Annotated in this window: 32 protein-coding genes; all 32 read left to right on the top strand. The window is 30.4% G+C overall.

The genetic code is table 11. From position 1 onward, the window contains the following. The first annotated feature begins 70 nt into the window (after window positions 1-70). The 32 genes from KQI18_RS08685 (at window position 71) to KQI18_RS08530 (ending at window position 25,571) form a co-directional block, all read left to right on the top strand. Window positions 71-757 (top strand): lytic transglycosylase domain-containing protein, encoded by a 687-nt coding sequence (locus KQI18_RS08685; protein ID WP_236887710.1) that lies wholly within the window; start codon window positions 71-73, stop codon window positions 755-757. A 6-nt stretch (window positions 758-763) separates the two neighbouring features. Further along, on the top strand, window positions 764-1,186 hold the full coding sequence (locus tag KQI18_RS08680) for a YaaR family protein (protein WP_216467399.1): 423 nt from the start codon (window positions 764-766) through the stop codon (window positions 1,184-1,186). Window positions 1,187-1,217: 31 nt separating this feature from the next. Continuing rightward, the gene (locus KQI18_RS08675) at window positions 1,218-1,529 is read left to right on the top strand and encodes a FliM/FliN family flagellar motor switch protein (protein ID WP_216467398.1); all 312 of its coding nucleotides are present in this window, start codon (window positions 1,218-1,220) and stop codon (window positions 1,527-1,529) included. 145 nt (window positions 1,530-1,674) lie between these two features. Next, window positions 1,675-1,947, top strand: a complete 273-nt coding sequence (locus tag KQI18_RS08670; protein WP_216467397.1) for a flagellar biosynthesis anti-sigma factor FlgM — start codon at window positions 1,675-1,677, stop codon at window positions 1,945-1,947. A 4-nt stretch (window positions 1,948-1,951) separates the two neighbouring features. Next, window positions 1,952-2,368: a flagellar protein FlgN gene (locus tag KQI18_RS08665; protein WP_216467396.1), complete on the top strand. Its 417-nt coding sequence runs from the start codon at window positions 1,952-1,954 to the stop codon at window positions 2,366-2,368. 12 nt (window positions 2,369-2,380) lie between these two features. Further along, on the top strand, window positions 2,381-3,661 hold the full coding sequence (gene flgK / locus KQI18_RS08660) for a flagellar hook-associated protein FlgK (protein ID WP_216467395.1): 1,281 nt from the start codon (window positions 2,381-2,383) through the stop codon (window positions 3,659-3,661). Window positions 3,662-3,672: 11 nt separating this feature from the next. Then, window positions 3,673-4,596, top strand: coding sequence for a flagellar hook-associated protein FlgL (flgL, locus tag KQI18_RS08655; protein WP_216467394.1), 924 nt, complete (start codon window positions 3,673-3,675; stop codon window positions 4,594-4,596). 12 nt (window positions 4,597-4,608) lie between these two features. After that, window positions 4,609-4,995, top strand: coding sequence for a flagellar assembly protein FliW (locus KQI18_RS08650; protein WP_216467393.1), 387 nt, complete (start codon window positions 4,609-4,611; stop codon window positions 4,993-4,995). Beyond that, window positions 4,995-5,207: a carbon storage regulator CsrA gene (csrA, locus tag KQI18_RS08645; protein ID WP_216467392.1), complete on the top strand. Its 213-nt coding sequence runs from the start codon at window positions 4,995-4,997 to the stop codon at window positions 5,205-5,207. The genes KQI18_RS08650 and csrA overlap by 1 nt, the downstream gene beginning before the upstream one ends. A gap of 19 nt (window positions 5,208-5,226) precedes the next feature. Next, window positions 5,227-5,604, top strand: coding sequence for a flagellar export chaperone FliS (gene fliS / locus KQI18_RS08640; protein ID WP_216467391.1), 378 nt, complete (start codon window positions 5,227-5,229; stop codon window positions 5,602-5,604). A 13-nt stretch (window positions 5,605-5,617) separates the two neighbouring features. After that, window positions 5,618-7,114 carry a flagellar filament capping protein FliD gene (gene fliD, locus KQI18_RS08635; RefSeq protein WP_216467390.1) on the top strand — a complete coding sequence of 499 codons (1,497 nt, stop codon included), beginning with the start codon at window positions 5,618-5,620 and terminating at the stop codon, window positions 7,112-7,114. 5 nt (window positions 7,115-7,119) lie between these two features. After that, window positions 7,120-7,455 carry a hypothetical protein gene (locus KQI18_RS08630; RefSeq protein ID WP_216467389.1) on the top strand — a complete coding sequence of 112 codons (336 nt, stop codon included), beginning with the start codon at window positions 7,120-7,122 and terminating at the stop codon, window positions 7,453-7,455. Window positions 7,456-7,565: 110 nt separating this feature from the next. After that, window positions 7,566-8,414: a flagellin gene (locus KQI18_RS08625; protein ID WP_216467388.1), complete on the top strand. Its 849-nt coding sequence runs from the start codon at window positions 7,566-7,568 to the stop codon at window positions 8,412-8,414. Window positions 8,415-8,838: 424 nt separating this feature from the next. After that, window positions 8,839-10,995 carry a glycosyltransferase family 2 protein gene (locus KQI18_RS08620; protein WP_216467387.1) on the top strand — a complete coding sequence of 719 codons (2,157 nt, stop codon included), beginning with the start codon at window positions 8,839-8,841 and terminating at the stop codon, window positions 10,993-10,995. A 226-nt stretch (window positions 10,996-11,221) separates the two neighbouring features. Beyond that, complete coding sequence (locus tag KQI18_RS08615) at window positions 11,222-11,539, top strand: flagellar basal body protein (RefSeq protein ID WP_216467386.1); 318 nt, start codon at window positions 11,222-11,224, stop codon at window positions 11,537-11,539. Window positions 11,540-11,543: 4 nt separating this feature from the next. Beyond that, window positions 11,544-11,948, top strand: a complete 405-nt coding sequence (gene flgC / locus KQI18_RS08610) for a flagellar basal body rod protein FlgC (protein WP_216467385.1) — start codon at window positions 11,544-11,546, stop codon at window positions 11,946-11,948. Between the two features lie 9 nt (window positions 11,949-11,957). Continuing rightward, window positions 11,958-12,281 carry a flagellar hook-basal body complex protein FliE gene (gene fliE, locus KQI18_RS08605; RefSeq protein ID WP_216467384.1) on the top strand — a complete coding sequence of 108 codons (324 nt, stop codon included), beginning with the start codon at window positions 11,958-11,960 and terminating at the stop codon, window positions 12,279-12,281. Window positions 12,282-12,304: 23 nt separating this feature from the next. Beyond that, a complete protein-coding gene (gene fliF / locus KQI18_RS08600) occupies window positions 12,305-13,870 on the top strand; it encodes a flagellar basal-body MS-ring/collar protein FliF (RefSeq protein WP_216467383.1) in 1,566 nt (521 codons plus the stop codon). A 14-nt stretch (window positions 13,871-13,884) separates the two neighbouring features. Then, the gene (fliG, locus tag KQI18_RS08595; protein ID WP_236887709.1) at window positions 13,885-14,940 is read left to right on the top strand and encodes a flagellar motor switch protein FliG; all 1,056 of its coding nucleotides are present in this window, start codon (window positions 13,885-13,887) and stop codon (window positions 14,938-14,940) included. Beyond that, on the top strand, window positions 14,924-15,655 hold the full coding sequence (locus tag KQI18_RS08590; RefSeq protein ID WP_216467382.1) for a flagellar assembly protein FliH: 732 nt from the start codon (window positions 14,924-14,926) through the stop codon (window positions 15,653-15,655). The genes fliG and KQI18_RS08590 overlap by 17 nt, the downstream gene beginning before the upstream one ends. Continuing rightward, window positions 15,655-16,998 carry a flagellar protein export ATPase FliI gene (gene fliI / locus KQI18_RS08585; RefSeq protein ID WP_216467381.1) on the top strand — a complete coding sequence of 448 codons (1,344 nt, stop codon included), beginning with the start codon at window positions 15,655-15,657 and terminating at the stop codon, window positions 16,996-16,998. The genes KQI18_RS08590 and fliI overlap by 1 nt, the downstream gene beginning before the upstream one ends. 325 nt (window positions 16,999-17,323) lie before the next feature. Next, window positions 17,324-17,764, top strand: a complete 441-nt coding sequence (gene fliJ / locus KQI18_RS08580; protein WP_216467380.1) for a flagellar export protein FliJ — start codon at window positions 17,324-17,326, stop codon at window positions 17,762-17,764. Between the two features lie 20 nt (window positions 17,765-17,784). Next, window positions 17,785-19,041, top strand: a complete 1,257-nt coding sequence (locus tag KQI18_RS08575) for a flagellar hook-length control protein FliK (protein ID WP_216467379.1) — start codon at window positions 17,785-17,787, stop codon at window positions 19,039-19,041. A gap of 15 nt (window positions 19,042-19,056) precedes the next feature. After that, entirely contained in the window at window positions 19,057-19,572 is a 516-nt protein-coding gene (locus tag KQI18_RS08570) for a flagellar hook assembly protein FlgD (RefSeq protein ID WP_216467378.1), read from the top strand. 3 nt (window positions 19,573-19,575) lie between these two features. Next, window positions 19,576-20,472, top strand: a complete 897-nt coding sequence (locus KQI18_RS08565) for a flagellar hook-basal body complex protein (RefSeq protein WP_216467377.1) — start codon at window positions 19,576-19,578, stop codon at window positions 20,470-20,472. A gap of 30 nt (window positions 20,473-20,502) precedes the next feature. Then, window positions 20,503-21,336: a motility protein A gene (locus KQI18_RS08560; RefSeq protein ID WP_216467376.1), complete on the top strand. Its 834-nt coding sequence runs from the start codon at window positions 20,503-20,505 to the stop codon at window positions 21,334-21,336. Then, a complete protein-coding gene (locus KQI18_RS08555) occupies window positions 21,326-22,033 on the top strand; it encodes an OmpA/MotB family protein (protein ID WP_216467375.1) in 708 nt (235 codons plus the stop codon). The genes KQI18_RS08560 and KQI18_RS08555 overlap by 11 nt, the downstream gene beginning before the upstream one ends. Further along, on the top strand, window positions 22,030-22,440 hold the full coding sequence (locus tag KQI18_RS08550) for a flagellar basal body-associated FliL family protein (protein WP_216467374.1): 411 nt from the start codon (window positions 22,030-22,032) through the stop codon (window positions 22,438-22,440). The genes KQI18_RS08555 and KQI18_RS08550 overlap by 4 nt, the downstream gene beginning before the upstream one ends. A 13-nt stretch (window positions 22,441-22,453) precedes the next feature. Next, window positions 22,454-22,825: a flagellar biosynthetic protein FliO gene (locus tag KQI18_RS08545; protein WP_216467373.1), complete on the top strand. Its 372-nt coding sequence runs from the start codon at window positions 22,454-22,456 to the stop codon at window positions 22,823-22,825. Beyond that, a complete protein-coding gene (gene fliP / locus KQI18_RS08540; protein ID WP_216467372.1) occupies window positions 22,809-23,471 on the top strand; it encodes a flagellar type III secretion system pore protein FliP in 663 nt (220 codons plus the stop codon). The genes KQI18_RS08545 and fliP overlap by 17 nt, the downstream gene beginning before the upstream one ends. A 15-nt stretch (window positions 23,472-23,486) precedes the next feature. Further along, a complete protein-coding gene (gene fliQ, locus KQI18_RS08535; protein WP_216467371.1) occupies window positions 23,487-23,756 on the top strand; it encodes a flagellar biosynthesis protein FliQ in 270 nt (89 codons plus the stop codon). Between the two features lie 9 nt (window positions 23,757-23,765). Then, window positions 23,766-25,571, top strand: coding sequence for a fused FliR family export protein/FlhB family type III secretion system protein (locus KQI18_RS08530; protein ID WP_216467370.1), 1,806 nt, complete (start codon window positions 23,766-23,768; stop codon window positions 25,569-25,571). Window positions 25,572-25,632 lie beyond the last annotated feature (61 nt).

Genomic DNA, 25,632 nt, shown 5'->3' with positions numbered 1-25,632 from the left:
TTTAATTTAATTTAAACATAGCATAATTTGCATTATTCTAATTATAAAAATAATGGAAAGGATAGAATTTATGTCATATGAGATAAGCAATTTGTTGAGCACAAGCACACTGTTAGGTACAAATCTAGACAATAGTACAAAAAGCTGTGACTGCAGTAATAAAAATAATGATATATTTGGCATGGTAGTAGAGGGATTATTACTAGCCTTATCCCAGAAATCAAGACAGCATAGCGCTTTAGGTAATCAAAATGAGTTTATGGTGGATTATTTAGATGGTATTGTAAATATGAGAGAATCGCAAAAAAATAGCAGTATGACAGAGAATATAGTTGAAGTTACAAACAAAGATGTAGATACAAAGACAAGAATAGAAAATGCTGTCGTCACAGCATCGAAAAAATATGGTATTAGCGAGAACCTAATAAAAGCTATAATAAAAGTTGAGTCTAATTTTAATCCAAATACAGTTTCTTCAGCGGGAGCAAAGGGACTTATGCAGCTAATGCCTGAAAATTGTAGAGATTTAAATGTTAAAAATCCTTTTAACATAGAAGAGAATATCGACGGCGGGACAAGACATATTAAAGAGTATTTAGATTTATATAAAGGTGATGTTAAAATGGCTTTAATGGCATACAATGGAGGGCCTACTAGAATGAGAAAAAGAGGTGTATTAACTCCAGATGATATCTACAAGATGCCAAAAGAAACACAGAACTATGTTCCGAAAGTAATGAAATATTATTTGGGGTAGTTAAATATGAAAATAGATGATTTAAAAATAAAACCGACCACAGTATTTGAATCAAAAAAGATAGATGGAAATAAAAAATTTAATGAGAAATTCAATTATATTCAAAAAGAGAAGTCACTAGAAGATGTAAAGCAGAGTTTAGAGAAAGTTAAAAATCTAGGTGAAAGATTAACACTTACTGAAAGTTATCTTGATATAAAAAGATACAAAGATGCTATAAAAGCATATCTAGAATCTGCTGTTGAGTATATGTACACACTCAAAGATCAAAAAGGATTTTGGGATCAGCAGTATTTTAAGACAGTGGAAATTGTAGATGAAAAACTTGAACATATAACTAGAGAACTTATGAATGAAGAAAAAGAAAATTTAAATATAGTGTCTTTAGTAGATGAAGTACAAGGTCTACTAATAGATCTTTATAGATAAATATAAAAAATTTAATCAAAAGGAGAAGATCATGAATAACGCAGAAGAAGTATATGAGCTTGAATTCGATCAACTGATAGAAAAAGAAACTGTCACGTTGAGTTCAAATAATAACTTATTTAATGCAGATATATCAGTATCAGTTTCTATCGGAAATATAACAAAAAGTATAAGAGATATTCTTAGTTTACATAAAGGGTCAACAATTATACTTGACAAACACATTGACGAAAAATTAGATGTGTACATGAATGATAAAAAAATTGCTCGTGGTGAGAGTGTAGTATTTGATAACAATATATCAATAAAAGTGTTAGACGTTGATAATACAAACTTAAATTAAGAACAAGAGTTGATTGGCTAGTTTATATATTAAATAGACTAGTCTTTTTTATTCTATTATTTTATACAAATAAATTTTAAACATTAAATATTTTCACTGTTTAGACGATAATAATTGTATAAGGATAATATCTGGGGGATAATTTATGGATATAAAAAAGATCAATTATGATATAGTCGTAAATGACTATAAAAAAAATATTAAAACGATTTATAACAGCAAAGAAGTAACATCAATTGCAGGTGTTGATAAAATAGAGCTATCAACTATGGCAAGAGAAATATTTACAAATGACGAAATGAATACTTTTATTGACGTCAATAAAGTTGAAAGAATCATGGCGGCGGTCGATAATGGTACGTACATAATAGATCCAAATAAAATTGCTAAAAAGATGTTAGGTATGATGAAAGGATAAAAAGATGATTGCTGATTTGAAAGTAGTACTTTATGAAGAAAAAGAAGAGTTAGATAATATGATTAACTTACTTGATTTACAGCTGGATTATATATTAAAGAAAGATATAAAAAATTTAAATAAATTAAACAAAAAACTAGAATCTGCAAGTAAGAATTTAGCAACCATAGAATTAAAAAGAAGGCATATAGTTGGAGAAGATAGTGTGTTTATAGAGTTCATTGAAAAAACAGAAGATGAATTTTTAAAAAATATTTATTGTGAAATAAAAGTACTATTAAGAAGTGTGTCTAGACAACAGGAATTTAACGTAGAACTTATAAAAAAAGAATTAAACTTTACTAAAAGAGTAATAGAATTTATGAAGCCAAGGAATTCAGAAGTAGGCACATATAATGCAAAAGGTCAGATAAGTAGATAGGGGGAGATTTCATTGTCAGGATTATTTTTAACACTTAGAACCTCTGAGTCAGGAATGAGGGTTCATCAAAAGGCGATACAGACAACATCTAATAACGTTGCGAATATAAATACTCCAGGATACTCAAGACAGAGAGCTGAGATAGTATCATCTGGTGCACTTTATACTCCATCGAGAAGTAATATAACAAACAATGGTCAAGTAGGTACGGGTGCAGGAATTTCAGCTATTACTAGAGCTAGAAATGCATTTTACGACCACCAATATAGAAGTGAAGTTCATAACTACGGTATGACTAATGTGAAATATGATTACTACAATGGTATAGAAACAATTATAAAGGAGCCTAGTGATTACGGTATTTCATCGAAGATTAAAGACTTTTTCACAGGATGGGGAGAGTTGTCAAAAAATACATCTAGTAAAAGTAGTAAGAATCTAGTAGTGGAAAAAGGTTTAGATTTAGCAAATGCTCTAAGTGACTCTTACAATAAGCTTAATAATTTAAAAGAGGGCATCAGCGGAAATTTAGATTCTGAAATAGAGCAGATTAACGGCATGTTGGATTCTTTGAAAGAAATAGAAAGACAGATTGATTTAGTTAATGCTAGTGGATCTGATCCAAATACTTTACTAGATGAAAAAGACAAAATATTAGATGAGCTTAGTTCTAAATTGGACATTCAAGATAAAGATGTTGCAGCTATGATATCAGATGGAAAGCTAGATAGAGCAGAACTAGATGAAGCTTTTAAGAATGGAGTAAATGTATCTGGGTCACTTCAAGGCTACCATGATATGGATACTAAATTATCAGAGTATATGGATGATATTAAAGTTTTATCTGATACTATAGTAGATAAAGTAAATGATGCATACGGTGGAACTTTTTTTGAAAAGGGAAATCCACCAACTGATAAATTGATAAGTGTGGAAGAAACCATAAAAAATAATCCATACTTGATAGATATTACATCTGAACAAGCTACTGCAGTTGGGAATATACAAAATCAAAAGTTTAATATAAATGGTGAAGAAATCACTATAAATAACTTTTATAATAATTTTGCGGAGAGAGTAGGAATAGATTCTAGTAAAGTTAAACAGGATGAAAAGAATCAAAGGGGTCTACTAACTGAAATAGACGGATTTAGAATGAGTGTTTCCGGAGTTTCTATGGATGAGGAAATGATTAACCTAATACAGCTAAATCATTCATACACAGCGAGCGCAAAAGTTTTATCAACAGTAGATCAGCTTTTGGATGTTGTCATAAATGGAATTATACGATAGGGAGGCATTATATGAGAATTAGTAACGGCATGATGAATACAAACCATTTAAATTCTATACAAAATAATCTTCAAAGAGTGGACAAAGAAAATCAGCGTATAGCGACTGGGAGAAAAGTTAATAAAATTTCAGATGATCCATTTAATACAGCTAGAATTTTGAACATGAGAAATGAAGTAAAATCAGTCGAACAGTTTGAAAAAAACTGCGATGAAGGAATAGAATGGATGAACCAAACTGATAATGCACTTGATCAATTAGGGAAAATAACATCAGACATTAAGAAGCTTCTAATAGAAAGTGGCAATGGAATTCATACAGATGAGGATATGGATAAAATAAAAAATAATATAGACACCCTGATGAAACAAATGGTTGATGCTCTAAATACATCACATGGGGGAGATTATATATTCTCAGGAACAGATACTGATGAAGCACCAGTTACTTATGAAGTAGATCAAATAACTGGAGCAATAACAATAAAGATTAGTGATAATCTAGATCCTAACAAGATGGACAATAATTTAGAACTTGAACTAGGTTCTGGTGTAAGTGGAAATTATAATACTACACTTAAAGATATATTTGGATCAGGTGATCTGTTTAAAGATTTAAATGATCTATCTAAAGAGCTTGCAGTAAGAGATGATAGCGATAAAAAGCTATCTACTGAATACTTGGATAAGATGGAGAAACTTATATCTAATATATCTGGAGCTAGGGCTCAGAATGGTGCTAAGACAAATCATTTTGAAGCTCTTAAAGAAAAAAACGGTGATGATTTAGTTGTCATGAAAGAAGCTCTTTCAAAAAAACAAGATGCAGATTATGCTACTACACTTACAAAATTAAAAGAGGCTGAGTTTGCATACACTGCAACTCTAAAAACAACATCACAGTTTTTAAATAACACAATTCTTAACTATATATAGAAAGAGGTAATTATGGACATTAAATTTAGAAAGCCACTATTGGGATTTGACAACTTAGTTGAATTTGAAATAGTAGATGTTGAAATAAATCGTATCTTTAAAGAAGTTAATTCATTAGAAGATGAAAATATAGGTTTTTTAGCTATATCTCCATTTGATATGGATGATAATTATGAAATAAAACTATCTGATAACGATATCAAAGAGCTGGAAATAGAAAATCCAGAAGATGTATTGTTGCTAAATATTATAACTTTAGGTGATAGTCTTGCTACATCTACAGTAAACATGAGAGCTCCTATAGTTATAAATATTAAGAATAAATTAGCCTCTCAAATTGTAATACAAAATGATAAGTACGATATAAAAGCACCTTTTAATTTAAGGGGTGATATATAGTGTTAGTAATCTCTAGAAAAACAGATGAGACAATACTACTTGGTGATGATATAGAAATCAAAGTTATAAGTGTTGATAATAACACAGTAAAGCTAGGAATATCAGCACCGAAAGATATAAGTATACTAAGAAAAGAAATATACGAAAAAATTAAAGAAGAAAATATTAAGGCTATAAGTAAGAAATCAAATCTTTCAAATTTATTAAAGTAAAGACATTGTGAGGGAAAATATGAATCAATCTAATCCATTTAATACATACAAACAAAACGAAGTAAATACAGCGACTAGAAATAAATTGCTTTTGATGCTTTTAGACGGTGCTGTAAAGTATACAAAAATAGCAAGACTTGCAATTCTTGATAAAAATATAACTAAAGCACATTTAGAACTAGTTAGAGTACAAAATATATTTATAGAGCTTATGTCCACACTAGATACAAGTGCGGGTGGTTGGACAGAAGATATATACGATGTATATGAATTTATAAGACAAGAGTTGATGAAGGCAAACATCAAGAAAGATGCAAAAGTACTAGACAAGTTATTACCGCTTATAGAACAAATAAGAGATTTATGGTATGAAGTAGACGAAAAGGCTAGGGCTTAGAGGAGGTTTTTTTATGGCAAGTATAAACCCAGTTAGGATAACAGGGCTATCTGGTAGCGGAATAGATACCGAAAAAATTATAAAGGATATGTTAGTATCAAATCAAGAACAAGTTGATAAAGCTAAGCAAAACCAACAGTTAACTAAATGGAAACAGGAGATATACAGAGATATAATTAAAGACGCAAAGTCTCTTTACGACAAATATTTTAGTATGACATCAAGTAGTAATTTATTAACTGATAAAAACTATTCGAGTATGAAAATTAACAGCTCAAATTCAGATGTAATAACAGCTACATCGGGATCCGGCACAGATAAGATTAATTATAATTTTGTTATTTCTCAAGTTGCTGAACCTCCAAAGGTCTCAATCAGTTTAGAATCTATAAAAAAACAAATATCATCTGGAGCAAATACGATTACTATAAACGGAAAAGACATTAATGTAGAATCATCGGATTCTGAGAAGGATATTGCAGATAAGATAAATAAAGCCTTTGAGGGGGACGGAAGTATAAAAGCGAGTTTCAACGAAATGCGTGGAGAGCTAATAATTTCTGGAACTGAAGAAGGTAAAAATTCAAAGTTTGATATTGGTGGAGATTTTATAGAAAATATCGTTTCTGATACAACAACTACAGACCTTAAAGATCTAGGAGCAAGTGTCAATGGAGTATACACATCAAATGGCAAGAATCTTGAGGGCGAAGTTATCGATATAACGACAGGAAAGGTTATAAGAACATTAGACGAAAGCAAAAACAACTTTACTATAGATAATATTTCATATAATGTAAATTCAGTTGGAGAATCAAAACTTACATCTATTGTAGACAGCACTAGTGCTGTAGATAATATGAAAAATTTTGTTAAAGAGTATAACGCTTTATTGGATAAGACATACTCTCTTGTGATACAAAAAAAATCAAAGGACTATCCCCCTCTAACAGAGGAACAAAAGAAGGAAATGAGCGAAAAAGAAATAGAGTTATGGGAACAAAAGGCAAAAGCAGGTGTACTTAGAAATGATGATGAGCTTAGAAAGTTTGTTGATGATCTAAATGATGATATATTTGGTAATATACATGAACTTGGTTTTAATCTATCAGATATGGGTCTAACAGTAGCTGAAGATTATAACAAGAGAGGTCAAATTGACTTTGATGAAGAAAAATTTCGACAAGCTCTTGAGCAAAATGGTGATAAAGTTAAAGAATTATTAGTTGGAAGTTCTAATAAAAAAGGACTATTTGAAAAAGTAAAAGATACTCTTTTTGAATACTCTGGAAGTTCGACATCTATATTAGCTAAAAAATCCGGAATAGATAAATCAGCTACAAGTGCAAACAATTTATATTCAAAAGAAATAAACGAGCAAGAGCAGGTTATTAATAGATTAATTGAAAAGATGAAAGATAGAGAAAGTCAATTATATGCTCAATTTGCAAACCTTGAAGCGACTTTAAATAAATACAACGCACAAATGAATTATTTTAATCAGGTATAGTACCTATGAAAAATATAGAAGAGAAAATTTTGATATATGAAAAGAAGTCGCTTGAATTGATAGAATTGCTAGAAAAAGAAAATTATATACAAATAGATGATAAATTAGACGATAGAAAATTACTATTGGATACAATAGATGAAACAGATAAAGGTGAATTTATTGAAATTTACTATTTAAAAAAAATAAATACATTAGATGATAAGATAAAAGAACTATTTAATTCTAAAATAGACAAATTAAAACAAGAACTAATAAAATATAACTACAAAAAACAAGGAAATATCGTATATTCAAAAACTTTTAGAAATAAAATTGATATTTTTGATAAAAAAGTATAAAGTTTTGTATATTTTGGACGATTATAATATTGTAAGTCATTATAAACTTACAATATGCGGATTATATTTTATGACAAGGATGTCGACAAAAACTATGGAGGGTAAATAAAATGAGAATTAACAACAACGTAAATGCTTTAATAGCAAACAATCAAATGAACAAGAATACGGCTTTGCAAAGTAGATCTATGGAGAAATTATCTTCTGGACTAAGAATCAAAAGAGCTGCTGACGATTCAGCAGGTTTAGCGATATCTGAAAAGATGAGAAATCAAATTAAAGGTTTAAATCAAGCGGGACTAAATGTACAAGATGGGATTTCTGTTGTACAAACTGCAGAAGGTGCTTTAGAAGAGACAGGAAATATTCTAAAAAGAATGTCTCAATTATCTGTTCAAGCGGCCAATGAAACTAATACAGCTGACGAAAGAGAAAAAATAGCAAACGAATTGACTCAATTAAATGACGAATTAACTAGAATGTCTAAAACTACTGAGTTCAATGGAAAACAGTTATTAGATGGCACTAATACAGAGATAAGTTTACAAGTTGGATCAACTGGATCAAGCAACAACCAAATCAACGTAAGCTTAGTGAACACTGCTAGTATAATGAGTGATGCTGGTATAACTTCAGGCGCAATAGCATCTATGAAAGCGGGGACTTCAGACGGAACTACTGCTGCTAGAACAATGATGTCAAGCATCGATGCTGCTCTTGCTAAAGTAAATACTGCAAGATCTACTTTAGGTGCACAACAAAATAGACTTGAATCAACACAATCAAACTTATCTAATACTGTAGAGAACATATCTGCTGCAGAATCTAGAATAAGAGATACAGATGTAGCTAGTGAAATGGTTCAATTATCTAAACTTAACATATTAGCACAAGCGTCTCAATCAATGTTAGCGCAGGCTAACCAACAACCACAAAGTATATTACAATTATTAAACTAATAATTTGAAATTTTTTTATTAAAGGGGCTGTCTCAAAATTGATTGATTTATCGGATTTGCTCCATACAAATAGTACGAGCGGGATACTTTTCTTATCAGATTGTCGATTGATTTTGTTGGGTCAACCCATGAGGATGGCTTAGGGAGATAAAAATATAAAGTATTTTAATAAGTCATGGGCTAATGTCTCATGACTTTGTTTGTATAAAAGCCTTTTATTTTTAGAATGTATTTAGATTAATTAATATATTTCTCTAAGTTTTTTTCAAGGTTGTATTCCAAAAAATTGATTGATGTTGAAAATTAGACTATCTTTTCGTTTCTTAGATTTGTATGCAGAATTTAGTCAATCGATCAATTTTGAGACATTCCCTTTATTTTATGTTTGAATGTGTATCAATTTATGGATGAAAGGATGTGGCTTATGTTACTAAGTATAGTAATGATGGTAAAAAATGAAGAGCGATTTCTTCAGCAAACATTAAATGCCTTAAAGCCTTTAACAGATTCTATCGATAGCGAGATCATAATACTTGATACGGGATCTACAGACAAAACTGTGGAGATAGCGAAAACATTTACAGATAAAATATATTTTTGTAAATGGAAGGATGATTTTGGATGTATGAGAAATATATCAATATCTTATGCATCAGGTGAATGGTTACTTGTTATCGATGCAGATGAAGTTCTCACTGAATCCAATAGCTTAATAGAGTTTTTTAGAAGCGACATGCATAAAATATATAATTCCGCCTCAGTAGAAATAAACAATATCGTTAATGGAAAATCAGAGCAGAGTAATTATGAGACCTCTGTAGAGCTAGTTAGATTTTTTAGACGAGATGGATTTAAATATACTGGTAAAATTCATGAACAGCCAGTTTTTGAAGAACCTCTTTTTAGAAAGATAGCTAAGTTTGACCACTTTGGTTATTTATACATTGACGAAGAATTCAAAATGAATAAGATTAAAAGAAATTACGAAATTTTAATCAAAGAATTAATGAGTAATCCAAATGATCCGTATCTTAATTATCAGCTTGGTAAAAATTTTATGGCTGAAAAAAAAGACAGAGAAGCACTTGAGTATATTGAAAAATCATACAGTATATATAAGAGTGAAAAAGGCATAAGTATACCAGGATATATAACGTCGACTTTAGTATGGATGTATTTGATAAACGGTAAGTACAAAAAGTGTGAAGAAATTTGTCTGAAGTACATAGATGAAGATAAAAATAATATAGATATATATTATTTCCTGGGAAAAGCTCAGAGAAATTTGGGTAATATGGAGAAAGCTATACTTTATTATGATAGATATCTATATTTATTAGATAACTATGAACTTAGTACACAAGCAAATGATATGCTTACAGATAATGCTACTTCAGCAAATCGAGATAACGTTATAATTGAGCTTATACAAATACACTATGCATATGAAGACTATGATAAAGTAATTGAAAAATATAATAATATAGAAGATTTTGAAAATAAAAAGGATGTATATAAATTAGTGTTTGCATCGTTGGAAAAAATAAACAAAATTGATGATATATTAGAATATTATTCAGAGATACCTAATTCTAAATTAGAAAAAAATATCTTTTATGAAAATCTTGAGGTTTTCATAAGGACTTTAAAAGAAGAAGATAAAAAAATAATGTACGAAAAATTATCATACTTTAATGATAATTATGGTAGATTAAATAAAATTAGATTTAACCAATATCTGACTGTTGAAGATTGTAAAAATATATTAAAACATGAGAAAAATACTATGTACAGTCCTCTTATAAATACAGCTTTGTGCAATGGGCTTAATCTGATAGATATCTTCTTTGATTTTGACTTAGTTTGGATCGAAAAATATATGCAACATGTGTTAATCCATAATAAGGATATGTCTATTGTGCTGTATAATTTTATAATCAGCCAACCAATTACTTCTGACATCAAGTACATTAGAATATATAGAGTTATATCTAAAGTATTACTGGAGAATGGATCACTATATGACAATAGATATAAGCAACTATTTTATTACTATATAATGTATGCTTATCAATATTTAAGAAGTGTATATAAGGACTTTAGTGATGAAGAATTAAAGTTATATGTAAATAATGATTTAGATAGATTTGTAATAGAATTCAAAATTTTTAATGAGAATTATAGATCTAAAGATTACATATCTATAAAAGAATTAGAATCAATTTTATATGAGTATCCTAGATATAAAAGAGCCATTAAGCTTATAATAGATGAATTACAAGAAGATCTTAGAGAGAAAGTCGAAATCAAAGATCTTAGAAATCTATTTTTAGACAACATTGAAAATATGATTAATAATGGAGAAATTCAATCTGCAAACACTCTTTTATTAGAATATTCAAATAAATTTGCAGAAAATATTAGAGTGTTAAATATAGAGGGAATACTGTCAATCATTAATGGAGATTTTAAAAGAGCGGACCAAGTTTTTAAAAGAGCGTTATCTATGGATATAACAAATGAAGATACTATTCATAATATAAAATATTTAATAAGTAATAGAGATTTAATAAGTGTATAGTTTTAATTAAATGTTTTAAAAAATTAAATTATAAGTAAATTTTATAAAACGATTTAATGTAAGTGAATTGATGAATATATTACATAAAATATCTAAAAATATAAAAATTTACCAAAAATAAATATCAAAATGATATAATAATATGAGAATTATTATTAAGAAAACTTGCACTTTAAATATAAACTTAGATAATAATTTAAAATAAATTTAAAAAGGAGGGCGATAAATGGAAACTTATGGGTTAATAAAACTTGGCCTGGATGCATCGAATCTAAGGAGTCAGACAATTGCAAATAATATTGCAAATATTAACACTACAGGTTATAAAAGGCGATATGTAACTTTTGAAGATACGCTTGATAGCAAGACGCCAAAAATAGAGGTTAAAGTTGATAGATCAAGATCTATGAGAATTGATAAAAACAATGTAGATATTGAGTCGGAAAAGGTAAATCAAGCAGCTACAACTTTACAGTATAGCGCACTTGTCACAATGGCAAATGGCAAATTATCTATGATGAAAAGTATTATAGGAGGAAAATAACTAAATGAGTGTGTTTAGTGGATTAAGGATAAGTGCAAGTGGCCTGTCTGCAGAAAGGTTAAGAATGGATGTTATTTCGTCCAATGTAGCCAATATAAGCACTACACGAGGTGCCAATGGAGAGGCGTATAGAAGAAAAGTAGCTATGTTTGAAGAAAATTATGACAATAATTTGGGAATGTTAGGTGTAAAGGCTACTGAAATTGTTGAAGATAAATCTGATTTAAGAAAAGTGTACGATCCAACACATCCAGATGCTGATGAACAAGGTTATGTAGAATATCCTAATGTTGATATACTTGTTGAAATGTCAAACTTAATAGCAGCTTCGAGATCATATGAATCTAATGTGGATACATTAAACGCGCAGAAGACAATAATATCAAAAGCGTTGGAGATAGGAAAGTAGGTTATATATATGCCAGTAATTGATGCAAATCAGTTAAATAATGTTACACAAGTGACAAATATAGCGGATAATATTGGAAATACACAACAAAAAAATAATGTTGAGGTAGAAAAATCTAATTTTACAAATATCTTAACAGATGCTCTTGATAAAGTTAATGAATATCAAGTTGTATCGGGTGAAAAAACAGAACAGTTTATTAAAGGTGAAAATGTATCTATGCATGAAGTTATGTTAGCAGGGCAAGAAGCACAAATTTCAATGCAACTTCTTATAGAGGTAAGAAATAAAATTTATGATGCATACCAAGAAATGTATAAAGTACAAATATAGAACTTTGGGTAGAGGAGTATACCATGAAAGTTAGCATCAAAGACAGAATTAAAAATAAAATTGATCCTCTAATTCAAAAATTTAAATCTTCTAAAAAAGGCGTCAAAATAGCAATATGTACAAGCGCTTTAGCAGTTTTACTAGCAGTTGTGTTTACTATTATGTTTATGAATAAAAATAAATACGCAGTTTTATTTTCTGATATAGATGCGCAGGATGCAGCTGAAATAGTTGAAAATCTGGAGTCTGACGGTGTTAAAACTAAGATAAAAGGAAATACTGTGTATGTTCCTAAAGATCAGGTTGATAAACTTAGACTTGAATTAGCGCCTGAATTGACAAATGGCTCAGTTGGATTTGAACTAATGGATGAAGGATCTTCAATGGGACTTACTGATGAAGAGTTTAGACTTAAGAAGCAGAGAATGCTCCAAGGGGAAATAGAGAAAACAATAAAAAGCTTTCCACAGGTTGATGGAGCAAGAGTTCATATAACGCCAGGAGAAAAATCTGTATTTGAAAAAGAATCAGAACCTGGTAAAGCAGCCGTATATATAATCTTAAAACGAGGAACTAGCCTTGATGAAAATCAAGTTAAATCTATTGTTTCATTGGTATCGGGAAGTGTAGATAATATGGCTAAGGAAAACGTTGAAGTGATTGATGATAAGATGAATCTATTGTCTGAAGGACTTTTTGTTGCGGGAGATAAAACAAATAAAACAGGTATAAATACCAATATCAAAGAGGCTAAAGAAGCAGAGAGTGCTTTAAATTTAGAACTAGAAAAGTCAATTCTAAATATTTTAGAGCCAATATTTGGTAAAGGCAAAGTAAAGGCTACTGTAAATGCTGATCTAAATTTTGACTCTGTAGAGCAAACTGAAATAAAAATAGATCCAAATAAAGTTGCTATAAAAGAGACTAAAATGAAGAATACATCTCAAGGAGGCGTCAATAACGCGGGTCTTGTTGATGATAATATGACTAATGCTATAAATAATAACACAAACAATAAAGAAGAATCTTTGGAAGAAAGTTATGAATACGAAACCGGTAAAACAGAAACGCATACTATTAAGGCTCCAGGAGAACTTCAGAGGCTTACTACATCTATTGTAGTAGATGGAAAAGTTAAAAAAGCTGTTCTTTATGATGTAGAGGATATTGTTTATAATGCGATAGGCCTTGATAAAAAAAGAGGAGACGACATCTTTGTTACTTCTATGGAATTTGATCCGGAAGGAAAGGCTGAAGCTAAAAAAGAAATAGCTGAGATAAAAGCACAGGAACTAAAGGCTAAGTTAGTTGCAATAGGAATTTTTATTGTTACTTCTCTGATAACATTAGCGGCACTTTACTTCTTAGTAATCAGAAAAAATAAAAAGAAAAATGAAGATGAATACGATGATGAATATTATGACAATATAACCAATGAACAACAATCATCGAAGTTTGATGCTACTGTAGGGAGAGCTAATCGCATAGTAGATGATGAGGATTTATCATTAGAAGATGAAGTAAGATTGTATGCATCAGATAAGCCTGATCAAGTAACAGAAATAATTAAGACTTGGTTAAATGAGTAATAGGGGTGATACCTTTGAACGAAGAGAAAAATGACATAAGTGCTTTTGATATGAGTGATATAGAAGAAGAATATAAAGAAGCTGGAATAAGAAAAGCAGCTATTTTATTGATGACATTGGGGCCAGAAGCTTCTAATGAAGTTATAAAAGATTTACCTGATGAACAAATTCAAAAAATTGGATTAGAGATCGCAAATATTCACCATATATCTTCTAAAGAGAGAAGGCAAGTATTGAAGGAGTTTATAGAGGTAAATAAGGCAAAGGATTTCGATATAGCTGGTGGCATGTCGTATGCAAAAAGTTTACTTAGCAAAGCATTAGGAGATGAAAAGGCAGAGCAACTATTAGAAGGGATAATTCAGGATGCTAAACAAAAACCATTTTTAGCAGTTAGGAAATCGGATACACCTAGTCTAATAAATGTTCTAATGGATGAAAATCCTCAAACTATTGCAATTACACTTGCTAATATACAACCACAAAAAGCAGCAGCAGTTATGGCTGAATTACCATTGCAACTTCAAAAGGAAGTAGCTGTAAAAATAGGTAATGATTCCTCTGTTCCAATAGAAGTTATTAAAATAATAGAAGAGAGCTTAACTAGAAAGCTTAAATCTATTAATAATAGTGAAAGCGAAACAGCCGGTGGAGTTGTTGCACTAGTAGATATTCTAGACAATGTAGATAGAAGGACGGAAAAATTTCTACTAGAAAAAATAGAAAACGAAGATTCGGAATTAGCGGAAAAAATTAGAGAAAATATGTTTGTGTTTGAAGATTTGGTTAAATTAGATAAAACAAGTATTCAGAAAGTATTAAAAGAGGTTAAGATGCGTGATATAGCATTTGCTCTTAAAGACGCAAAAGACGAGATTATTGAGATAATATATCAAAATCAATCGAGTAGAGCTGCGGAAGCTTTAAAGGAAGAAATTGAGCTTCTTGGCACAGTAAAAAGCTCCCAAATTGAGTTAGCGCAACAAAATATTGTACATATTGTAAGGAAGCTTGAAAAAGAAGGTTCAATCAACATAATAAGGAATTCTAAAGATGATTTTATCAGATAGAGTAATTAAAAGTAAATCTGCTGAAAGTAAGGGAAAACTTAGTTTATCTCATTTTTATGTTGAAAAGGATATAGGCAGTAGCCAGTCTGAAGACGTCTTTAACGAGAACATAGAGGATTATAAGCAGAAATTGAATGAACTAAAGGAACAGATTATTGAAGAAGCTAGATTAAAAGCCAAAGATATAGAAAAAGATGCATATATAAAAGGTTATGATCAAGGAAAAAAAAATGGATACGAAGATGGATATAAAGAGGCATATACTGAATATGTAGACAAAGCTAAAGAAGAGGCTTCAGTTATAAAAAACGAAGCTGATGCCATATTGTTTAGATCAAATATTGAATTTATATCTTATCTAAAAGAGAAAAATAAAGATGTAATTAATTTAGCAATTGATATAGCTAGTTCAGTGTTGAGAAAAAGGTTTGAAGATAGAGAATCTATGAATGAGCTATTAAAACACATTATTTCAGAGTACGAGCAAGGTTCTACTTTCATTATTAAGTGTAATTCGTACTATGAAGATTCAATAAGGGAAGATTTAAAATCTTGGAAGAGTGAACTACCACTTGGTAGAAACATTTTTGTTGTAGCTGATGATTGCTTAGATAAGGGCAATGCAGTTATAGAGAGAGAAAATGGACGAGTTATATTAGGCATTGACTGTGCAATAAGCAAACTAAAAGAAGAGCTTTTAGGAGGAAATGCATAATGGAAGAACAGTTTATTGACATAGATTTTAAAAAAGTTAGTAAAGTTGTAAATAATTTAGAGTTAACTATTTCTGAAGGTAAGGTAAAAAAGATAATTGGACTTACAGTTGAAGTAGAAGGAATTAAGGCATTTGTAGGTGAGCTGTGTGTTATATACAACAAACTAAATCAGCCTATAAATTGTGAAGCAGTTGGGTTTAAAAGCGAAGTGGTTATACTAATGCCTCTAGGCGAACTTTCTTTAATATCTCCAGGGTGTAAGGTTGTTTCAAAGGGGATTCCTCTCAGCGTTGTTTGTAGTGATAAAATGCTGGGTAAAGTTTTAGATGGTTTAGGAAACCCATTAGATGGTACTGATCTCAGTGGTATGGGTGATAGGTACAATTTAAATAATGAGCCGCCAGATCCAATGAAAAGAAAAAAAATAAAAAATATAATGACGACTGGAATAAAAGCTATTGATACTTTCACAACATGTGGAGAAGGTCAAAGGATTGGTATTTTTGCTGGTAGTGGCGTGGGTAAAAGTACTACGATGGCTATGATAGCTAAAAATGCATGTGCAGACGTAAATGTAATTGCATTAATCGGAGAAAGAGGCAGAGAGGTAAGAGACTTTATTGAAAACGACCTAAAGGAAGAAGGAATGAAAAAGTCTGTTGTCGTATGCGTAACATCGGATAAGCCACCGTTGCTTAGGTTAAAAGGAGCACTAACTGCTACTGCAATTGCAGAGTATTTTAGGGATCAAGGAAAAAAAGTTATTCTTATGATGGATTCAGTAACTAGATTTGCTATGGCACAAAGAGAAGTAGGCATAGCAATAGGAGAGCCACCTGCTCAAAAAGGTTATACGCCTTCTGTATTTGCAATGCTACCAAAACTTATGGAGAGAACAGGGACTTCGGATAAAGGATCTATAACAGCATTTTATACAGTATTAGTAGATGGAGATGACTTCAATGAGCCTATTGCAGATACTACAAGAGGTATTTTAGATGGGCATATAATACTATCTAGGGAGCTTGCTCATAAGAATCAATATCCAGCCATAGATGTTTTGAATAGTATAAGTAGACTAATGAATGATATCGTTGATAAAAAATATTTAGAAATTGTTTCAATGGCTAGAAGTATATTATCTGATTATAGGGAAGCAGAGGAACTTATTAACATAGGTGCATATACCCCTGGTTCTAACAAAAAGATAGATAAAGCCATAGAATTTCATGATCCAATTATAGCCTTCTTAAAACAAGGAACTGACGAAAAATGCACATTTGAGAGTGCTATGATGGAGTTGAAAGCGGTATTAGAACAAAAAAATACACATAATGAGTAAGAAGGTATGGATTAGATTGATATTAAAAATAATATTATTTTATGTTAAAAAAGGTAATCGATACTCCGCAAGATGTTAAATTGGTATGAAAAGCTATAAAGATATTATATACAAGGAAGATATGAATACAGTATCTAAAGCAAATAGCACATTGCGGAATATCGACAGACAGAACAAATTAATATTTATATTAATCTATCCTGTTAGCTACAAATTAATAATTGAAGCTATAAAACATTAATGCCCAATTATCGTTATTTTAAACATAAAACTTAAAATGACACTTAGTTATTAATTGAAAATATGTAACGATAAGGTGAAAAATATGGACAAAAAATTTAAATTTAAACTTCAAAAAGTTTTAGATATAAAGATTGATATTGAGAAAGAAGCTGAGATTCAGCTCGTTCAATCTCAGACAAAGAAAAAAGATATTGAAGAACAATTAATAAATTTAGAAAAAAGCTACCATAAATATATGAATATGCAGATTGATGGTGATAGGGTATCACAAAAGTTAACTAGAAGTTACATAACATTACTTGATGACTCTATAAAGGATACAAATGAAAAACTTAATAAATCTGCAAAAGAAGTTGAAACAAATAAACATAAGTTGATAGAGAGGAGAATCGAAGTAAAATCTCTTGAAAAGCTTAAAGAAAATAAATATACATCGTATAAAAAGGAACAAAATTTAAAAGAGCAAATCGAAAATGATGAATATGCTATTTTAAATTTCATTAGGAGAAGAGAAACAGTATAAAGATGCTTAAGAGGTGTTATATGAAACTAGATTTTAACTGTAAATCTATTGACTTCAGTGAAAATAAAGTAACAGGTACATATTCAAAATCTAAAGATAATATAGGAACAGAAGATAAGTTTAACGATAAACTAAAAAGTGTAGATAAAAAAACGGATAAAAAAAGTGGACACATTGATGAACAAGAGCCTGAAAAGAAAAACATAGATGATTTAGATTACAGAGATCTCTACTCATTCTTAGAAGGCTTACTATGTGAGATGACGGAACATTTAAATGATGCAAATACAATTGATATTAATAAATTAAATGACTTTATTGGTAACATCAAATTGAATAAATCCATAGATCAAGGAGATTTAGAAACAATAATTAATACTATTAATTCTATATTTTCAGATGGAAGTATGAAAGATATGGTCAATCAACAAGATAGTGTTAACTATCTTGGTAAAGATTTTAATCAACTTGAAGGATTAACTGATTTGATGAACAAAGATACTGACAATCTAGAAGTAAAAAAACTTCTAGATATTATCAAGGGTAATAATAAAGAAATATCAAAAAGTACAGGATTTGATAATTTTGAAGGCACTTTCTCAGAAGATAAAGATAATTTTTTAGATCTACTTGATATAAAAAAACAAACTTTAGTAACTGAGAAAGTTCCTAAAAGTGAAAGTGTATGCGTATTAGAAAAAATTGCAAACCTGAATTCCTTCAATAAAAATTTGAATACAGAATTTAGTTTTGATGTTGAAGCAAAACACAATTTAAATAATTTATCACAAAATAACGATTTGGAAGTTAGAGACATGTCAGGTGATAAAATAACATCGTATATAACTAGTACGAATACCCAACAAGATATAGTCAAAGCTTTTAAATATATAAAGTTTAATGGTTTAGAGCAGATGACGATAAGACTAAAACCAGATGAATTAGGTGAAATGAATATCAAGTTATCAAAAAAAGATGGAGAAATGATCGGAATAATTACTGTGACAAACAAAAGTGTGTATGAATTGGTCAATAAAAACACTCTTGATTTGAAACAACATCTTGAATCTCTAAATATAAATATAAAGGAAATAAATGTAAATGTATCTGATCAAGGCTCTCAACAATTTGATTTGTCTAAAAAAGATTTTGATAGAGAAAAGTATCGAGAAGAAAATCACAGACAATATAATCGTGATGATAAAGAAGAATTAAGTACAGAAGTCAAAAGTATCAAAGAGGAAAACACTGAAGATAGACTAGATGTATTAGCTTAAATAAGGAGGTTGTTTATGGACAACTTAAATTCATTAAATTCGAAATCTTTGGGTATTGCCAAAAATGATTCAGTTACCAGTAGAAATACATCGGATACGAGATCTAGTGGTAGCGTTGATAAAGAGATGTTTATGAAGATTCTAGTAGCTCAAATGGCTAACCAAGATCCATTGAATCCTCAAGATCCATCTCAGTACGTATCGCAATTAGCAGAATTTTCTAGTCTTGAACAGATGATGAACATGAATACAAATATGGATATATTATTGGCTCTTAGTAATGCTAATTTGATTAACTCAGCTCTAGGAATGGCTACATCTCTTATAGGGAAGGAAGTAGAGCTTGCAAATGAGAATTCGGAAGGGGAAGGTTCAGTGAATGAAAACTTTGTAGGAGAGGTTCAATCAACATATGTAAAAGACGGGATTATTTACTTAGATGTGAAATTAAACGAAACTGGAGAAGTTAAGTCTTTTAAATATGAAGATTTGTTGAAAATAAGCAATAAAAACAATTCGGAGGACAAATAAACTATGATAAAAGCAATGTATTCAGGAATAAGTGGAATAAAAGCGAATCAATCAAAATTAGATGTTGTTGGAAATAATGTTGCCAACGTAAGTACTGTTGCATTTAAAAAATCAACAGCTAGAACTACTGATTCATTTTATCAAACGATGATATACTCTAGTGCACCTACTGCAGCTATGGGAGGGACGAATTTAGGGCAAGTTGGAATTGGTACACAAGTTTCTTCTATAGTAAAAAATATGTTGCAGGGAGGTCTTCAACCTACTGGAATCTCTTCAGATCTTGCTATAGATGGTGAGGGATATTTTCCGGTTGTTAGAAATGGACAAGTTTTATATACGAGAGATGGGTCTTTTGGTCCAGATGAGCAAGGAAGATTAGTTAACTCTTCAGGTTTTATGTTACAGGGAAAAATAACTACAGGAGGAAATACAGTAGATGGGATTATAGAAATTCCGACTCAAAGTATAAGTCCTAAGGACGGAACTGTACAAGATGTAGTATCTTATACTATTTCTAAAGATGGGGTAATCACATACTCTCTGGCAGACGGTCAAACTACTGATAAAGTATACGATATACCTGATGGTACAGAATCTGGAACTCCAGGTGTTAAAACAAACGAGAGAACTCAAAAGGTTCAAATATATGCATTTAAAAACCCTGCAGGCTTAGATGCTCAAGGAGGAAATTTATTTTCACCTTCAGCTAACTCTGGTGATCCAGAAATAAAAGGGGCTACTGGTGTAATAAAACAAGGATCTATTGAGATGTCAAACGTAGACTTGGCAGAGGAGTTTACTGAGATGATAGTTTCAAGTAGAGCTTTTCAGGCTAGTAGTAAAATAATAACTACATCTGACGAAATACTGCAAGACATAATAAATTTGAAGAGATAGTTAACTTTTGATTTTTTAGGAGGGGGAAATATGAGAAGAAAGAGCGATATTTTAACTCCACTTGGACTTATCGTATCCATAGGTTTAATACTTTGGGCATGCGTATCAGGTGGAACTAGCATAAAAATATTCTACGACTTCCCATCCATCTTAATAACTGTATTAGGATCTTTTGGAGCTATAGTAATTACTTATCCTATTGAGGATCTAAAGCTAATTCCTAAAGCTCTTAAATATTCATTTACAAGTGGAGATTCTTCAAAAGTTGAATTGTTAAACCAGTTTAAGATGTTGTCTAGGAAAGCTAGAAAAGACGGTTTATTAGCGCTAGATGATGATTTAGAAAGCATTGAGAATCCTTTTATTAGAAAAGGTCTAGAGCTTTCAATAGATGGAGTTGAGCTAGAAGTAGTAAAGGAAATTTTAGAAAACGAAATAGCTGAATATGAGTCAAGCACTAGCAAATATTCAGATATATTTAAAATATGGGGATCGTATGCTCCAGCATTTGGAATGATGGGTACACTAGTAGGACTTATTCAAATGCTATCAGATATGACTTCTCCCGATACAATTGCAGCAGGAATGGGAAAAGCATTAATCACAACATTTTACGGAAGTTTTTTATCAAGTATAGTACTAAATCCTATTGGATACAACATTGAAGGAAAATTATCTGAAGAAGTAAGTACGATGGAAATGATTATGGACGGAATATTGAGTATTCAGCAAGGAGATAGCAGTAGAGTATTAGAAGGAAAGTTACTTTCATATCTATCAAATAATGAAAAAATAGAGTACTATAGTGAACTTAAAGCATCAGGAAATTCATTTGTAGAAGGAGTAGCAGGAAATGTCTCGTAGAAACAAAAAAAAGACATCTGTTAATTTAGATGCGTGGTTACCAACATATGCTGATACTGTGACACTCTTATTAACCTTTTTTGTTTTGTTATACTCTATGGCAAGTGTTGATAATGAAAAGTTTAATGATGTTAATAATGCAATAAAAGGTCAATTTCAAGGTCAAGGTGTATTAAATGGTGGTGCAAACATTAGTGATAAAGAAGCATTTGAAGGATTTATTACTAATGAATCGCAGAAGGCACAAGTGCAAGAACAGTTGCAGAAGCAAATAAATGAGAAGCAGCTTGATAATAGCATAAAGTTGAGAAACGACGACAGAGGGATATTGCTTGAAATGGAAGATTCAATTTTATTTGACTCTGGAAAATCAAACCTAAGAAGTAATAGCAAAGAGGTTTTAACAGAAGTTTACGACATGATAAAAGATATGAAAAATCAAATAGTAGTAGAGGGACATACAGATAACGTACCAGTTGGCCCAAGAAAAAGTGACACCAACTGGGAGTTGTCGGCAAATAGAGCAGTAAGTGTAGTTAGATATTTTGTAGAAGAGAAAGGGATGAGTCCAAATCTATTTTCTGCTACTGGATATGGAGAATATAAGCCACTGCATTCAAACGATACAAATGATCACAGATCAGAAAATAGAAGAGTTAATATTCTAATAACAACACTTCAGGAGGGCAAAAATTGAAAGGGAAAACAGGATTTTTTATTATAGTTTTACTAATTGTAGTTTGTGCAGGAGCAGGTGTAGCATATGTAAAATTTACAAGCAGCACTCCTATAGATAAAAATGTAGCGGCCACTACAATATTGGATTTAAAAGATGAAATATTAGTTAAATTATCTGACGAAGATTCAGCCAGATATTTAAAATCTACTATGAGTATTGAATACTACTCTAATGATAAAAAGTTTGAAGAAAAATTACCTCTAGTAAGAGATGTAATAATTAATTTTTTGATGTCTAAAAAAGCCGAAGACTTTTCAGCAGACAATTTAGATAATTTGAAGGAGCAATTAATACAAAGATTGAACGAAAAATTAGGTTCAAGTATTGTTCGTGATGTGTATTTTACTAATTTAGTAGTTCAGTAGAAGGATGGGTAGTATGTTGCTTTATGTGTTTAAAATATTAATATTTATACCAATAGTTATATTTTTAATAATAATCTCGCTAAAAATGAGTCAGAAAACGTTAGTAGGGAGTTACAAAAATAAATATATCAGAGTACTTGAGGTTTTAAATATTAGTAAAAATAACAGTATCATTGTATTAAAAATTGGAGAGAGTGGATGTGTTGTTTCATCTACTCCAGCGGGTGTAGATAAAATAAAAGATTTAACACAAGAAGAGATTTTGATAATAGAAAGAAATCTCAACGAAAATAGTGAAATAGATTTCAAATTAGATAATAAATTAAGAAAGATTATGGAAAAAATTAAAAAGAAAGAAGATAAAAATGATGGAAATACTATCTAACTTAATTGCTGATAATGCGCAATATACGCCTATGATGCAACTATTTATTTTTATGACCATATTGATGTTTTTACCATCTCTTATATTCATGATGACATGCTTTGTAAGGTTAGTAATAAGTTTATCATTTTTGAAATCGGCTCTAGGAGCATCGCAAGCTATTCCTAGTCAAGTTCTCGCCGGTTTAGCAATAGTATTAACTATTTTTATAATGAGGCCTGTCATTGATGATATCAATAAAAATGCTATACAGCCATATAAAAAAGAGGAAATAACATTAGAAGTAGCTTTAAATAAGGCTGAAAAACCTATTAGAAAGTTTATGCTCAATCAAACTAGACAAAAGGATTTAGAGCTTTTTGTTGAACAAGCTGATTTGAAGGATAAAAAGCTAACTAGGGACAATATTCCTTTAAGTGTTGTATTGCCTGCTTTTGTTACAAGTGAGCTTAAGACTGCATTTCAAATAGGGTTTTTAATATATATTCCTTTTTTAATTATTGATTTGGTTGTTGCTAGTGTATTGATGTCTATGGGAATGTTTATGCTTCCACCAGCGATGGTATCATTACCGTTTAAATTACTTTTGTTTGTAATGGTTGATGGATGGAATTTGGTTATAAAATCGTTGATTATGGGATTTTAAGGTAGGAGAAAATTAATGAGTGAATTAATAATAATGAGTATTGTAAAAAAATCTCTTCTTACTGCTGTTATGATTGCAGCACCAGTTTTAATAGCATCGCTTGTAATAGGCCTTATAATAAGCATATTTCAAGCCACTACACAAATACAAGAACAAACTCTTACATTTGTGCCTAAGTTAATTGGAATTTTGCTAATCATAGCTGTTTTGGGCGGATGGATGTTGAGGACGTTATCAACATTTACTGTAGAGATATTTGATATGATAAAGCTCATAACAAAGTAGGAGGATTAAATGTATGTATTTATAAGAGTATTAGCATTTTTTGCCTCACTTACAATGCTATTTCCAAAGGGTACTCCAAATTCTTTTAAGGTGATTTTTTCTATTATGATATCTGTACTTTTATCAGTCAATATGGATGTCCAATTAATAGGACCAGCAGACAGTACAGTAGAATTTATTTTGTGTGGTATATCCGAAACATTGACCGGGCTTATTTTAGGATATATTACTAATATTTGTTTTTACTCAATAAGATTTGCAGGAAGCTTAATTGATTTTCAAATGGGGCTATCAATGCTAAGCATTTTCGATCCAGGTTCAAACTCACAGACAACACTTATTGAAAATGTTATGAACTGGCTTGCGATTATGATATTTTTCAGCATGGATGGGTTTCAGATACTTATAAGTGGTATAAAATATAGTTTTAGTGTTATTGAGATTGGGAGTGGAATCCTGATTAATAATACTCAATACATAGTAGATATATTTGCACAGTGCTTTTTAATTGGATTTAAGATAGCTATACCAATAATAATTTGTTTGATTCTAGCTGATTTTATACTGGGGCTTATATCTAGAAGTGTACCACAATTGAATGTAATGCTAATAGGTATGCCTCTAAAGTTATTAGTAGGTATGATTCTAATTATGATGGTATTACCTCTTATTATAAATGAAATAGTCGATTTGTTTAAAGAAATTCCAAATATGTATGATGGTACATTCCAAGCAGGGGCAATATTTATGCTTTCATCTGAAAAGACTGAAGAGGCAACCCCTAAAAGAAAAAGAGATGAAAGAAAAAAGGGTAATATAGCTAAAAGTAAAGAAGTATCATCAGCGTTAACGTTAGTTGGATTTACTATTTTTATGCCAGCTCTTACAAAATTTATGGTTACTTCATTTACAAATATTATGACTGAATTTCTTACATTCAATATTACTGAATTCACTTACAGTGGAGTTCAGAGTCTTCTAATAAATGGGATGATATATGTATTGAAGCTGTTTTTACCTGTTGCATTAATTTTCATGAGTTTAGGAGTAGCAGCGAATTTGATTCAAACAGGGCTTGTATTTTCAAATGAGGGTTTAAAACCAAAACTATCGAAAATTGATCCTATTAAAGGCTTAAAGAATATTTTCTCTATGAAAAACTTAGGTACTTTAGTTAAAAACTTAGTGATTGTAACTATTTTGGGATATATCGGATATTCATTTTATAAAAACAAGTACATAGAGGTAATAAAATTGAGCAATATTTATATACCTACACTCATTTATGAGATTGAAGATTTAGTGTTTGAGATATTGGCAAAAATTTGTATAGCTATATCGGTGATAGCTTTTGGCGATTTTTTATTTCAAAAATTCACGCACAAAAAGTCGATAAAAATGACAAAGCAAGAAGTAAAGGAAGAGTTCAAACAGGCTGAAGGGGATCCTCAATTAAAATCAAAAATAAAACAAAAACAAAGGGAGATTTCATCACAGACAAGAATTCAAGCGGTGCCACAAGCTACTGTTATAATTACAAATCCAACACATATCTCGGTAGCAATTAAGTATGAAAAGGGAGTACATGAAGCACCTGTAGTAATAGCAAAGGGAGCAGGTAACCTTGCCTTTAAAATAAGGGAGATAGCGAAGGAACACGATATAGAAATAATGGAGAATAAGCCCCTTGCTCGTACATTGTACAAGAATGTAGCAATTGATCAAGAGGTGCCAGAAGAGATGTACCAAGCTGTTGCAGAAATTTTAGTGGCAGTTTATAAGATCAAAAACAGATATAAATCCGTTAATAAATAAAATAAAAACAATAAAAATAATATATAAAATTTTGAAAAACTAAATAAAACTAAATATCTTA

It is taken from the genome of Metaclostridioides mangenotii (assembly GCF_018917235.1).
In the GTDB taxonomy this organism is placed as follows: Bacteria; Bacillota; Clostridia; order Peptostreptococcales; family Peptostreptococcaceae; genus Metaclostridioides.
The sequence above is the reverse complement of the archived record's forward strand: the minus strand, read 5'-3'. Positions and strand labels throughout refer to the sequence as shown.